10 protein-coding genes are annotated in these 13,478 nt (G+C 65.6%); 6 read left to right on the top strand and 4 right to left on the bottom strand.

Translation table 11 applies throughout. The annotated features are described in order from the left end of the window. Positions 1-3 precede the first annotated feature (3 nt). The 3 genes from ACNEOT_RS15155 to ACNEOT_RS15145 are packed head-to-tail and all read left to right on the top strand — an operon-like array spanning position 4 to position 4,136. Positions 4-1,500, top strand: a complete 1,497-nt coding sequence (locus ACNEOT_RS15155) for a glutamate-cysteine ligase family protein (protein WP_415974846.1) — start codon at positions 4-6, stop codon at positions 1,498-1,500. Positions 1,501-1,544: 44 nt separating this feature from the next. Then, entirely contained in the window at positions 1,545-2,810 is a 1,266-nt protein-coding gene (locus tag ACNEOT_RS15150) for a saccharopine dehydrogenase family protein (protein WP_415974844.1), read from the top strand. Between the two features lie 36 nt (positions 2,811-2,846). After that, on the top strand, positions 2,847-4,136 hold the full coding sequence (locus ACNEOT_RS15145) for a CoA transferase (RefSeq protein WP_415974843.1): 1,290 nt from the start codon (positions 2,847-2,849) through the stop codon (positions 4,134-4,136). Positions 4,137-4,154: 18 nt separating this feature from the next. On the opposite strand, the gene proP is transcribed toward ACNEOT_RS15145, so the two are convergent. Continuing rightward, entirely contained in the window at positions 4,155-5,669 is a 1,515-nt protein-coding gene (gene proP / locus ACNEOT_RS15140) for a glycine betaine/L-proline transporter ProP (protein WP_415974841.1), read from the bottom strand. Positions 5,670-5,872: 203 nt separating this feature from the next. On the opposite strand from proP, the gene ACNEOT_RS15135 reads away from it, so the two are divergent. Next, positions 5,873-6,343 (top strand): OsmC family protein, encoded by a 471-nt coding sequence (locus tag ACNEOT_RS15135; RefSeq protein WP_415974839.1) that lies wholly within the window; start codon positions 5,873-5,875, stop codon positions 6,341-6,343. Continuing rightward, entirely contained in the window at positions 6,340-7,419 is a 1,080-nt protein-coding gene (locus ACNEOT_RS15130; RefSeq protein WP_415974838.1) for a nucleoside hydrolase, read from the top strand. The genes ACNEOT_RS15135 and ACNEOT_RS15130 overlap by 4 nt, the downstream gene beginning before the upstream one ends. Here the strand turns inward: ACNEOT_RS15130 and meaB are convergent. Genes meaB through mutA form a run of 3 tightly spaced genes read right to left on the bottom strand, consistent with a single transcriptional unit; the run spans position 7,396 to position 12,565 of the window. Further along, on the bottom strand, positions 7,396-8,394 hold the full coding sequence (gene meaB / locus ACNEOT_RS15125) for a methylmalonyl Co-A mutase-associated GTPase MeaB (RefSeq protein WP_415975203.1): 999 nt from the start codon (positions 8,392-8,394) through the stop codon (positions 7,396-7,398). The two genes, ACNEOT_RS15130 and meaB, sit on opposite strands and share 24 nt — an antisense overlap. A 23-nt stretch (positions 8,395-8,417) precedes the next feature. After that, complete coding sequence (gene scpA / locus ACNEOT_RS15120; protein WP_415974836.1) at positions 8,418-10,688, bottom strand: methylmalonyl-CoA mutase; 2,271 nt, start codon at positions 10,686-10,688, stop codon at positions 8,418-8,420. Further along, positions 10,685-12,565: a methylmalonyl-CoA mutase small subunit gene (gene mutA, locus ACNEOT_RS15115; RefSeq protein WP_415974835.1), complete on the bottom strand. Its 1,881-nt coding sequence runs from the start codon at positions 12,563-12,565 to the stop codon at positions 10,685-10,687. Before mutA ends, scpA begins: the two co-directional genes overlap by 4 nt. Positions 12,566-12,735: 170 nt before the next feature. Between mutA and ACNEOT_RS15110 the strand changes: the two genes are divergently transcribed. After that, complete coding sequence (locus ACNEOT_RS15110) at positions 12,736-13,434, top strand: TVP38/TMEM64 family protein (RefSeq protein WP_415974833.1); 699 nt, start codon at positions 12,736-12,738, stop codon at positions 13,432-13,434. Positions 13,435-13,478 lie beyond the last annotated feature (44 nt).

Here is a 13,478-nt window from a genome sequence, read left to right as displayed (position 1 = left end):
ACCATGGGCGAGGACGTCGAGCGCCGCAAGTTCACCAGGCAGGATCGGCACGAGTTTCGTCAGAAGGTCCAGGACTGTCTCGACGCCCTGGCGATCATGCTGGCCGACGAAACATTCCACGTCGGCGAACCGCAGATCGGCATGGAGATCGAGCTCAATCTCGTCGATGACGACATGGAGCCGTCGATGGCCAATGCGGCGGTGCTCGACGCCATCGCCGACCCCGACTACCAAACCGAACTGGGCCAGTTCAACATCGAGATCAACGTCGATCCTCGCCCACTGCGTGGTGCCTCCATCGCCGAGTTGGAGACGGACCTACGGCGCTCGCTCAACGCAGCCGACGAACGGGCCCGCACCTCCGGTAGTCGACTCGCCATGATCGGCATGCTGCCGACCCTGGACGAGGAACACTTCGAGCACCGCTGGCTCTCGGCGAATCCGCGCTACGACCTCCTCAATCAGCAGATCTTCGCCGCGCGCGGAGAGGACATCGAACTGAAGATCGGCGGGGTCCGCCTGCCCGGTGCCGCTGCCGCCGAGGATCTCGACATCGTGACCGATACGATTCTCCCGGAGGCAGCGTGCACCTCCGTTCAGCTGCATCTGCAGGTTGCTCCGGACGAGTTCGCGTCGTATTGGAATGCCGCGCAAGCGCTTTCGGGCGTCCAAGTAGCGCTTGCGGCCAACTCGCCGTTCTTCGCCGGGCGCGCGCTGTGGCACGAGACGCGCATCCCACTGTTCGAGCAGGCCACCGACACCAGGCCACAGGAACTCAAGAACCAGGGCGTGCGACCGCGGGTGTGGTTCGGAGAACGGTGGATCACCTCGATCTTCGACCTGTTCGAGGAGAACTCACGCTACTTCCCGGCGCTGTTGCCGGTGTGCAGCGAGGAGGACCCCAAAGCTGCTCTCGCCGAGGGCACGACGCCGTCGCTGTCCGAGCTCCGCATGCACAACGGCACCGTCTACCGGTGGAACCGACCGATCTACGACCGGTCCGGGGACGGCCACCACATCAGGCTCGAGAATCGCGTTCTCCCGGCCGGCCCTTCGGTGGTCGACACTTTGGCCGACGCGGCGTTCTACTACGGAACCGTGCGCGCACTGGCCGACGCCGACCGCCCTCTGTGGTCCCAGATGTCGTTCGACGCTGCCGAGGAGAACGTGCACTCCGCCGCCCGCGGTGGATTCGACTCGATGCTCTACTGGCCGGAGGTCGGCTGGGTGAGCCCGCAAGAACTCGTGTTGCGAAGACTGCTACCGATGGCCGATGCCGGGTTGGCCGCCTACGGCGTGGACGGTGCGGTTCGCGATCGGTATCTCGGCGTGATCGAAGCACGGTGCCTGGCGAAGCAGTCCGGATCGGTGTGGCAGCGCAATGCCGTGGTCGCGCGTGAACGGGCCGGGGAGAAACGCGATCGTGCCCTCGCCGGGATGCTCGGCGACTACGTTTCGCTCATGAACGCCGGAGAACCGGTGCACACCTGGACGAATTGACTGCGCTTCGACCCGCAAGGGTGAGCCGCGTTAGTGTCGCTGGTATGAACTCGCCTGCTTCCGACTCGACCGTCGGCCCCGATCGCACCTACGACATCGTCGTGTACGGCGTCACCGGCTTCGTCGGAAAATTGACGGCGAAGTACCTGGCCGAACACGCACCTGCCGACGTTCGGATCGCCCTCGCGGGTCGCTCGTCGACTCGTGTGCAGGCTACGCAGAAGGAACTCGGCCCCAGGGCTCAGCAGTGGTCCGTTCTCGAGGCCGACGCCACCGACGTGGCATCACTCGAAGCCATGGCCCGATCGGCCAAGGTCGTCATCACCACGGTCGGTCCCTACGCGAAGTACGGATTGGCTCTGGCGACGGCCTGCGCCGAAGCCGGAACGGATTACGTCGACCTCACCGGTGAGGTCCTGTTCGCCCGCGAGAGCATCGACGCCAACCACGAGATCGCGCAGCGGACAGGAGCCCGCATCGTCCACTCGTGTGGTTTCGACTCCGTCCCGTCGGACATCGGCGTCCATGCCCTGTACGAGGCCGTCACCGCCGACAACGCGGGCGAACTGACCGACACCACCCTGGTGGTCACCTCGATGTCCGGTGGAGTAAGCGGCGGCACCGTCGACTCTCTACGCGGTCAGATCGAGGCGATGAAGAAGGACAAGCGGGCCCGACGCATCGCCGCGCGGCCGTACTCGCTCAGTCCCGATCGCGGCCTCGAACCACAGCTCGGCCGTCAGCTCGACGCCGTACTGATCGACGGCAAGAAGATCGATCCCAGCCTGCGTGGCTGGAAAGCTCCCTTCGTGATGGCCTCGTACAACACGCGAGTCGTGCGACGTACCAACGCTCTTCGCGACTGGGCCTACGGCAAGCAGTTCCGCTACAGCGAGGTCATGAGCGTTGGTTCGTCGTTCGCCAGCCCTGTCCTCGCCGGTGCCCTCTCCGCCGGGCTGTTCGTCGGTGTGTCCGCCATGACGGTGCTTCCGGGCAAGGTACTCGACCGCATTCTGCCCAAGCCGGGCACCGGCCCCAGTGAAAAGGCCCGCGAGAAGGGTCATTTCACCGTCGACCTCTACACCCTCACCACGTCGGGCGCACGCTACCGGGCCCGGGTCAAGGCGTCGGGCGACCCCGGTTACAAGGCGACGGCGGTCATGCTCGCCGAGTCGGCCCTCGGGTTGGTACTCGGTGGGGATGCCCTACCGAAGGCCAGCGGCGTTCTCACCCCGGCCACCGCGATCGGAGACGTTCTCGTCGATCGCCTCAACGCGGCCGGAATGGAGATCTGGGCCAAGCGCAACTGAGTCGGCGCGAGAGGTGATGTCCGTGTGGAACAGCCGGTGAGTGAGTTACTTGCGGCGACATTGCCGGTCGCCACCCTCGCAGCCGAGTCGGTCGGTGCCCTCGGCAGTGCCGTCGGCCGGCTACGCACTGTTCTGGGACTCGGTTCGTCGACCGGTGCGATCCCCTCCGCGCCCGATGCAGGCCCGACCGCGTCCCCGGAACGAATCGCTGCTTCGTTCCGGGGCGACGCGATGCTGCGGATCGACGGCGCTCGAGTACAGCCGTTCGCTGAGCTGTCCGGTTTCTTCCGGGTGTCCGACGGCTGGACAAGGACGCACGCGAACTACCCGCACCACCGGACTGCGTTGCTCGACGCCGTCGGCCTCGACGGAGACAGCGACGCAGATCGATTCGCGAAACGGTTGGCGGGTTTCACCGGTGCCGAGATCGAATGGACGTGTGCGAACAACGGGGCGCTCGCAGTGCAGGTCCGCACCGAGGATCAGTGGTCGGCGCATCCGGCGGGGGTGGCTGCCCACGCGGGCCCGGTGATCCGACGTGCGGACGCCGCGAGCGCATCCTCGTGTCGGGTTCCCGAGTTCCGCGGCACTCGTGCTGCTCCGCTCGCGGGCGTGCGCGTACTCGACCTCACTCGGGTGATCGCCGGGCCGGTTGCGACCCGCGCTCTCGCTCTGTTCGGTGCCGAAGTGCTGCGCATCGACCCACCCCACCGCCCCGAAATCGCATGGCAACACATGGAGAACGGCCAAGGCAAACGTTCGGCAGCGGTGGACATGAGCACGGGTGAAGGACTGGCCCGAGTGCGCGGACTGCTCGATGCCGCCGACGTCCTCGTCACCGGATATCGACCGGGCGCCCTCGAACGCTTCGGACTCGAACACAGCGCACACGTCCTGCACGGTCGTGTCAGTGCATGGGGCACCCGGGGACCGTGGTCCGGCCGACGCGGGTTCGACAGCCTCGTCCAAGCCGCCGCCGGGATCTCGATCCTCGAAGGCGAAGGTGGGCATCTCGGGCGTTTGCCCGCTCAGGCACTCGACCATGCGAGCGGGTATCTACTCGCTGCAGGGATCGTCTCCGAATTGGCCGACCGCGCGGCGGGTTCCGGGTCGGGTGCAGCGATCGAGGTGTCCTTGGCCCGGACTGCCGCCTGGCTGACCGAACTGCCCGGCCGGACCCCGAATCACGGCCCGGCCGGGGAACCGCCGCCGGACTGCGTCGTGACGCACGGTCGTGTCACGGCCGCCAGGCCGGTGTTCGACGGGTATCCCGACTATCCGTTTCCTGCCCACACGTGGGCCGACGACGACGCGACGTGGCTGTGACGGTGGGTACCCGCGACGTCACGGTCTCGCAACCATGGCCGACGCTTCGGTGTAGAGCTCCTTGGCCTCCTCGGCCGAATCCACCTGTGGTGGCGACCCTTCCAGGGGTTGCGTGGCCGACTCGCGCAGGAATCCGACAGCGATGAGACCTACGACGCCGCTGACGACGAGGTAGTACGCAGGGATCATCGGGCTACCGGTTGCGCTGACCAGAGCCGAGGTCACCAGTGGCGTGGTACCGCCGAAGATGGACACCGACAGGTTGAAGCCGATCGACAGTGCCGCGTAGCGAACCCGCGTCGGGAAGAGCGCTGGAAGCGTCGATGCACTCGGAGCCGCGAAACACGCCAGAACGAGGCCGAGGAGCAGGCACGCGATCAGTGGCCCGATCCACCCGCTGCCCTGCAGCAACAGAAAGCACGGGACGGCGAGGACGATCTGGCCGATGGCACCGAACACGAATACAGGCTTTCGCCCGATCCGATCCGTCAGGCGCCCCACAGCCACGATGATGGTCACCACGATCACCATTGCGGAGAGCACGAGAAGATCGGCACTGAGTTGACTGCGTCCGACGACCTCGGTGAAGTAGGTGGGCAGATACGACGTCACCATGTAGTTGGTCACGTTGTACAACAACACGATTCCCATGCATACGAGCAGTGCCCGCCAGTGGTCGGTGAAGATTCTTCCGACCGAGCTGCGACCGGTTTCCTGCGCCTTGACCTTGCTGTCGTGCTCGTCGAGTTGCTTGCGGAAGGCGGGGGTGTCCTCGAGTTTGAGCCGCAGATACAGCCCGATGATGCCCATCGGGCCCGCGATGAAGAACGGTATGCGCCAACCCCATTCGACCATCGTGGCGTCGCCCAACACCGCGTTGAGGATCGTCACCAGGCCGGAACCCATCGCGTAACCCACGAACGTGCCGAAGTCGAGCCAACTGCCGAGAAACCCTCGGCGTTTGTCGGGTGAATACTCCGCGATGAAGGTCGTCGCCCCGCCGTATTCACCGCCGGTGGAGAAGCCCTGAACCAGACGAGCGACGAGAAGGAGGATCGGTGCCCAGATGCCGATGGTCGCGTAGCTGGGGATGAGACCGACGGCCAGCGTGCCGATGGCCATCATGATCATGGTGGCGGCGAGTACCTTCTGACGGCCTATCCGGTCGCCGAGCGGGCCGAAGAACAGTCCGCCCAACGGCCGGACGACGAACGCAGCCGCGAACGTCGCGAAGGTCGATATGAGCTGAACCGCAGGCGTGGCGTCGGGGTAGAACACCTTGCCCAGCGTGGCGGCGAGGTAGCCGTACACCCCGAAGTCGAACCACTCCATGGTGTTGCCCAAGGCAGCGGCCGAGACGGCTCGCTTGAGCATCGGTCGATCGACAACCGTGATGCTCTCTTCCGAGAGTGCCGGCTTTCTCCGCATCCGCTTCGAGATCGCATCACGCCGAAGATGTTGGACGTGTCTGTGTCCCCATCGCGCTTGTGGCGGTGACGACTCGGGAGATTCTGGACCTTGCGCAACCGTCATTGCTGCAACGTTAGCCAGGGGAACAACCGCATTTCAAACAACGAACGGGCCGAGCGACGATATCGGCACAGGTTTCACCAGGTCGGTGGGTGAATGATCCATTTTGCCTGGCTCCGTTGACAATTGGGGCAATCCGGTCGATCCGGACACCGGGAGTCGAGGTGAACCGTCGCTCCTGAACCCGGTACTGGCACGATGGACCCGTGCCGAACCACAACTACGGACTGACAGTGAGCTGGACGGGCAACCGCGGCGACGGCACCAGCGGCGCCGCCGCCTACGACCGAGACCACGTGGTCTCGGCTCCGAGTAAACCCGATCTCGCCGCAAGCTCCGATCCGAACTTCCGCGGCGATGCCGAGCGCTGGAACCCCGAGGAACTGCTCGTAGCGTCCCTGTCGAGTTGCCACATGCTCTGGTATCTCGGGCTGGCAGCTGCCTCCGGCGTGATCGTCACCGGATACGTCGACTCCCCCACCGGTGTGATGACCGAGCAATCCGATGGATCGGGCCAGTTCGTCGAGGTCACCCTCGCCCCGGTCGTGACCGTCGCCGACCCGTCGATGGTGGCCCGCGCCGAGAAGCTGCACGCATCCGCGTCGTCGAAGTGCTTCATCGCACGGTCGGTCAACTTCCCGGTCCGGCACACACCGACGACCGAGGTGGCGTCGTGACCGTTCCCCTGATCGTCGATGTCGACACCGGAATCGACGACTCGCTCGCCCTGCTCTACCTGCTCGCCAGTGAGGATGCCGAGATACTGGGTATCGCGTCCACCGCGGGCAACGTGCCGGTGAACCAGGTAGCCGCAAACAATCTGGCCTGGCTGGACCTGTGCCGCGCAGGCGACGTCGAGGTCTCGCTCGGCGCGCAGGCACCGCTGGTTGCTCCGCTGATGACCACCGAGGACACTCACGGACCGCAGGGCATCGGGTATGCGGAGCTTCCGGTCTCGACGCGGCCGCTGTCCGACCGCGACGCCACCACCATGTGGGTCGAGCTGGTCCGTTCGCGCCCGGGCGAGGTCACCGGGCTCGTCACCGGTCCGCTGACCAATCTCGCTCTCGCCATCCGCCGCGATCCCGAGCTACCCCGACTGCTGAAGCGACTTGTGTTGATGGGCGGGGCATTTCAGCATCAGGGCAACACCACTCCGACCAGCGAATGGAACATCGCTGTCGATCCCGAAGCCGCCGCGGAAGTGTTCGCGGCCTTCTCGGGACTACCGCCCGAACGCCGTCCCATCGTCTGTGCGCTCGACATCACCGAAACCATCGAAATGACTCCCGACCACATCCGTCGACTGGCCGCGCGCGCAGACAGTGTTCCGGCGGAGTCGATCTCGCCCGAGGATGCACCTGGTGTTCGGTCGACCGCGTCGAATCCAATCGTGCGGCACTTCTCCGACGCCGTGCGGTTCTACATGGAATTTCATCGTGATCACGATCAAGGGTTTCTGGCACACATGCACGATCCGTTCGCGGCAGCGATAGCGGTGCAGCCGGACATCGCGACCTATCGACACGCGACCGTCGACGTCGAACTTGCCGGAACCCTCACGCGCGGAACAACAGTCGCCGACTGGCGTGGCATGTGGGGCAAGGCCCCCAATGCCGCGATCGCCACGCACACCGACCCCGAGGCGTTCTTCGACGGACTGATCGAACGAGTCGGCGCTCTCGCCGCCCGGCTCTATCCCGCGGCGACGCCTGCGGCCGAAGCAGAGTCAGGAATCGAACGCGTCGAGTAGCTCCTGGGCGGCCAACGCGGCCGTCAGGGAACCGTCGCGCACACGGGTCTCGACGTCGCCGCGGATGGCTTTCACCGACGGGTTCTGCGCCAACCGCCGCAGCAGTTGGTCGTTGACCATCGTCCACGTCCAGTCGACCTGCTGCTTGCGACGCTTCTCCGCGAATTCGCCTGCGTCACTGAGTACCTGCTGGTGGCGCAGCACGGTGTCCCAGTATTCGTCGAGCCCGGTGCCCTCGATGGCACTCATCGTCAGCACTGGGGGTTTCCAGATCGCGTCGTGGGGATAGATCAGCCGTAGTGCGCCCGCCAATTCCCGAGCCGCGTTCTTCGCTTCGGTCGCGTGCTTGCCGTCCGCCTTGTTCACGGCCACCAGGTCGGCAAGTTCGAGAACGCCTTTCTTGATGCCCTGCAACTGATCTCCGGTGCGCGCGAGCGTGAGGAACGTGAAGCAGTCGACCATGTTCGCCACCGTCACCTCGGACTGTCCGACGCCCACGGTCTCGACCAGAATGACGTCGAAACCTGCGGCCTCGAGGAGCACGATCGTCTCCCGCGTCGCGCGTGCAACTCCGCCGAGGGTTCCCGATGTCGGCGACGGCCGGATGTACGCGTTCTCCTGCACCGCGAGCCGCGACATCCGCGTCTTGTCACCCAGGATGGAACCTCCGGTACGCGTCGACGACGGATCGACCGCGAGCACCGCGACCCGGTGCCCCTTCTCGATCAACCGCATCCCCAGCGCGTCGATGAACGTCGACTTGCCGACGCCCGGCACTCCTGTGATGCCCACCCGGTGGGAGCCGCCTGCATCGGGCAGCACGCGCAGAAGCAGCTGCTGCGCCAGATCGCGATGATCCGCTCGAGTCGATTCGACCAGGGTGATGGCGCGAGCCAGTCCGGATCGTTCGTTCGCTCGGACCGACTCGGCAACCGCATCGATGTCGATGACGCGGCCCCTGTTCGAGGAACTCATGTTGTCGCTCGGAGAAGCCATGTTCAGGCGTTGGCCTCGCGTGGAGCATGCCCGAGCGCAACGGACAGCTTCTCCACCAGTCCGATCGCGGCGTCTGCGATCACGGTGCCCGGAGGGAAGATCGCCGCGGCGCCCGCCGCGTAGAGCTCGTCGAAATCGCCGGGAGGAATGACGCCACCGACGACGATCATGATGTCCTCGCGGCCGACGTCGGCCAAGGCTCGACGCAAGGCGGGCACCAACGTCAGGTGGCCTGCCGCCAGCGACGACACGCCGACGACGTGAACGTCGTTGTCGGCGGCCTGCCGGGCCACCTCCTCGGGCGTCTGGAACAGCGGGCCGACGTCCACGTCGAAGCCGATGTCCGCGAATGCCGTTGCGATGACCTTCTGGCCCCGGTCGTGACCGTCCTGGCCCATCTTGCACACCAGCACGCGTGGCCGACGGCCCTCGTCCTCGGCGAACTGCTCCACCAACGCGGTGGCGCGGGTGATGTTCTCGGATTTGCCTGCCTCGTCGCGGTACACACCACTGATTGTCCGGATTTCGGCCTGATGGCGCCCGTAGACCTTCTCGAGTGCATCGGAGATCTCGCCGACAGTGGCCATCTTGCGTGCCGCATCGATGGCGAGAGCCAACAGGTTGTTCTCCATCCCCGGCTGGTCCGAGGCCGCTGCTCGGGTCAGGTTCGCCAGGGCGGCCTCGACCTCTGCGGTGTTGCGCTCGGAACGCAGGCGTTCGAGCTTCTCGATCTGCTCACGCCGAACCTTGGAGTTCTCGACCTTGAGCACCTCGATGGTGTCGGGCTCGTCGGGCACGTATTTGTTGACGCCGACCAGGGGCTGACGGCCGGAGTCGATGCGCGCCTGTGTGCGGGCCGCCGCCTCCTCGATGCGCAGCTTGGGGATGCCCTCACCGATGGCCTGGGCCATGCCGCCCGCTTCCTCGACCTCGGCGATGTGTGCCCGAGCCCGATTCGCGAGCTGATGGGTGAGCCACTCGACGTAGTGCGAGCCGCCCCATGGATCGATCGGGCGAACGGTGTTGGACTCCTGCGCAATGAGCAGCTGGGTGTTGCGGGCGATCCGCGCCGAGAAGTCCGTCGGCAGGGCGAGTGCCTCGTCGAGCGCGTTGGTGTGCAGCGACTGGGTGTGGCCCTGGGTGGCCGCCATTGCCTCCACACAGGTGCGGGCGACGTTGTTGAACACGTCCTGTGCCGTCAACGACCAACCCGAAGTCTGCGAATGAGTGCGCAGCGACCGGGATTTGGCGCTCTTGGGCTCGAACTGCTGGACGAGCTCGGCCCACAGCAGACGCCCGGCCCGCAGCTTGGCGACCTCCATGAAGAAGTTCATTCCGATGGCCCAGAAGAACGACAGTCGCGGCGCGAACGTATCGATGTCCATTCCCGCATCCAGACCGGCCCGGATGTACTCGACGCCATCCGCGAGGGTGTAGGCGAGTTCCAGATCGGCTGTGGCTCCGGCTTCTTGGATGTGATAGCCGGAAATGGAGATCGAGTTGTACTTCGGCATCTTCTCGCTGGTGTACGCGAAGATGTCCGAGATGATGCGCATCGACGGCTTCGGCGGATAGATGTAGGTGTTGCGGACCATGAACTCTTTGAGGATGTCGTTCTGGATGGTCCCGGCGAGCTTCTCCGGTCCGACGCCCTGCTCCTGCGCGGCCGCGACGTACAGCGCCAGGATCGGCAGCACCGCACCGTTCATGGTCATCGAGACCGAGACGCTGCCCAGGTCGATACCGTCGAACAGTTGCCGCATGTCGTAGATGGAATCGATGGCGACACCGGCCATTCCGACATCACCCTGCACCCGCGGGTGGTCCGAGTCGTAGCCGCGGTGGGTGGCCAGGTCGAACGCCACCGACAGACCTTTCTGCCCGGCCGCGAGGTTGCGGCGGTAGAAGGCGTTGGACTCGGCCGCGGTGGAGAAGCCCGCGTACTGGCGAATGGTCCACGGCTGATTGACGTACATCGTGGGATACGGCCCGCGCAGAAACGGAGGGGCACCCGGATAGCTGTGCAGCGGATAGCCCTGCGCCTCAGCGGCGTCACGATCCGCCTCGGTGAACACCGGCTTGACGTCGATACCCTCGGGAGTGGACCACACCACCTGCTCGGGAGTGTAGAAGTTGGCTTTCGCACCCTGCTCCACATGAGCAGTGACGTCCTCCGCCGACGGCGGCGGCGGAGTCGGCTCGCCGGGATCGACCAGTGGGACCTCGGCGAAACTGCCGATGGTGTGCGAGATTCGGTTCGCGTCGGTACTCACTTCGAGGCTCCCAGGGTGTCGAGAAGTTCGGTCAGCACTGCGACGGCGTCGACCTTGGCCGTCAGGAATCCATCGGGACGCGGTTTGCCCTCGACGCCGGCGAAGATCTTCTCCGGGCCTGCGAGGAAAACCTGCGTGACACCTGCCGCCCGGAGAGCGTCCACGGCTGTGACGGCCTCGTCCGCGTATCGCTTGTCGGTGCCGCAGACCACGGCTGTCGAATACGTGGATCCCTCCACCGCGGCGGCGATACCGTCGACGGTCAGCGGACCGGGATTGACGGCCTCGATTCCGCCCGACGCCAACAGATTCGACGCGAACGTCGTGCGGACGTTGTGTTCGGCGACGCTGCCCAGCGGTACCAGAAGCACGGACGGTCGCGAATCATGTTCGGCCAGAAAGACATCCGAACGATCTCGCAGAGACTCGAATGCGCGTCCGTACCGGTACACCGTTGCCGAGCCCTGCTGCGTGGTCTGTTCCGGACTCAGCGGAGCCTCGGCCAGGTTGGGAAATTCGTTGACGCCCGTCAGCGGGGTCACCCGATGAGCGATGTCGGAATCGCGCTCGGCGCGGGTCGTCTCGATCGCGGCCACGAGCGAACCGTCGTCCACGGCCGCGCGGAACCCACCCGACGATTCGATGGTCTGGAAGAACTCCCAGGCCTTCGCGGCGACCGCAGCCGTGAGTTCTTCGATGTACCAGGATCCGGCACCGGGATCCAGAACGCGTCCGAGGTGCGCTTCCTCGAGCAGCAACAGCTGGGTGTTTCTGGCGATACGGGCCGCGAACGTCTTCGACACCCCCGCTGCGCCACCGGCGAGCGCTGCATCGAACGGCAGTACGGTGACCGAATCTGCCCCGCCCACTCCGGCTCCGAACGACGCCAGCGTGGTTCGCAGCATGTTCACCCACGGATCCCGCTGGGACATCATCGCTTCCGAGGTGACGGCATGCTGTGGGGCATCACCGGCGTCCGGGGCTCCGCACACCTGCGCGATGCGCGCCCAGAGCGTGCGGGCGGCGCGGAACTTGGCGATGGTCTGGAATTGGTCGTCGGTGGCGGCGAACCGGAACTCGATCTGCCGCAGGGCATCCGAGATGGCGACGCCGGCGTCGGTCATCGACCGGAGGTACTCGAGTCCCGCGGCGATGGACGCGCCGAGCTCCTGTGCGTCCGCGCCACCGAGATTGTGGAACACGGTGCCGTCGACGGTGATGGCACGAACAGTTTCGGTGCGTCCGATCGACTCGTGGACCAGCTCCAGGGCCTCGGTCATGTCGATCGTGTCGGTGCCGACCATTCGGGCGGTGAGAGTGTCCACTCCGAGCCGGATGTCGACTGCACCGCGGTCGTCGATGTCTGCCGAATCGAGCATCCCGAACAACGCTGTGGCCGCTGCTCGAACTGCCCCGCGCGCATCGAGAGTCAGCGGTGCGAGTTCGAGGAACACCCCGCGCAGGACCTCCGGCAGAGCCTTCGGATCGATACCGGTGCCGACCGTCAACCACAGAGCACTGGTGCCGTTGGACAGTGACTCGAGAATCTGGGTGTTGAGGGTGGCCGCGTCGCCGTCGGCCGCGTCTCGACCGTGGCGAGTGCACACCTTCCACCCCGCGTTGACGTCGCGATGAGGGTCTCGGCCCCGCAGATACGGAAACTGCCCTGGAAGAGGGCCTTCCGGTCGCTCGTCGAATGCCGTGTACAGCGGGGACACGGTGATCCCGTCGTACGTCGTGGAATCGAGAAGGTGTTCGGGATCGTCGGGCAGATCGGCCACGTCGACCCGGCGAGATTTGGCCAGGACACCGGCCACTGCCTTCTGCCAGGCCGCATGAGCGCTGCGTGCGGCATCTTCGTGCGATGCGATGGACACGTGTGCTGCTCCCTCGGTTCGGCCGGGTAGTCCTGCACCCGACTTGAAGTGATGCTAACCCCACTGTGTTGCAGGTTATCGTGAGGATCACCTCACGTTCGACGGTGCGGCACCACTGTCGAACTTCGTGAAACACAAGGTGTCATCTCGCGCCGGTACGCTGACCTCTCGTGACCCGGCACCTGCGCGACCTTCGCCTGATTGCGCTGCTGGCGGTGATTCTGGTCTTTGCTCTCGTGGCGGTGTTCGCGCCCCATCCGAGTGTCGAAGAGATTCGCCGCTGGGGCACATCCGTCGGCCCCGCATTCCCGCTCGTCTTCTTCGCCGTGCATGCGCTCGTGACCGTGGCGCCGGTGCCGAGAACGCTGTTCACTCTCAGCGCCGGAGTGCTGTTCGGGCCACTGACCGGTCTGGCCGTCACCATCGGCGCATCCACGGTCAGTGCGATCGTGGCGCTGCTGCTGGTCCGCGCAATCGGACGGGAGGCCGTGGCTGCACGGATGTCGCATTCGGCCCTCGATTCGATCGACGACAGTTTGCGCCGACGAGGCTGGCTGGCAGTCGGTTCGCTACGCCTGATCGCCCCTGTGCCGTTCTCGTTGGTCAACTACGCCTGCGGTGTGTCGGCGGTACGGACTGTGCCGTTCGCGGTGGCTACCGCCGTCGGCATGCTGCCCGGAACGCTCGGAATCGTCGTGATCGGTGGAGCGATCGGAGGCGAGTCACACCCGGCACTGCTGGTGTTGTCCGGTATCTGCATCGCGATCGGACTGAGTGGCCTGGTGGTGGATTGGCGGCTCTCGCGGGGTGCCCGGTCCGAGTCGGTGCCCGCCGATGGTCGACAAGCCGAGAACCTTGATTCTGCTTAATCAAGCCTTGAAGCTTGACTGGTCCACATCAACGATCTAGCCTT

Origin of the sequence: Rhodococcus sp. 077-4 (assembly GCF_047782425.1) — a bacterium.
GTDB lineage: Bacteria > Actinomycetota > Actinomycetes > Mycobacteriales > Mycobacteriaceae > Rhodococcoides.
Note: the sequence above shows the minus strand (reverse complement) of the source record. Positions and strands in the feature narration are given on the sequence as shown.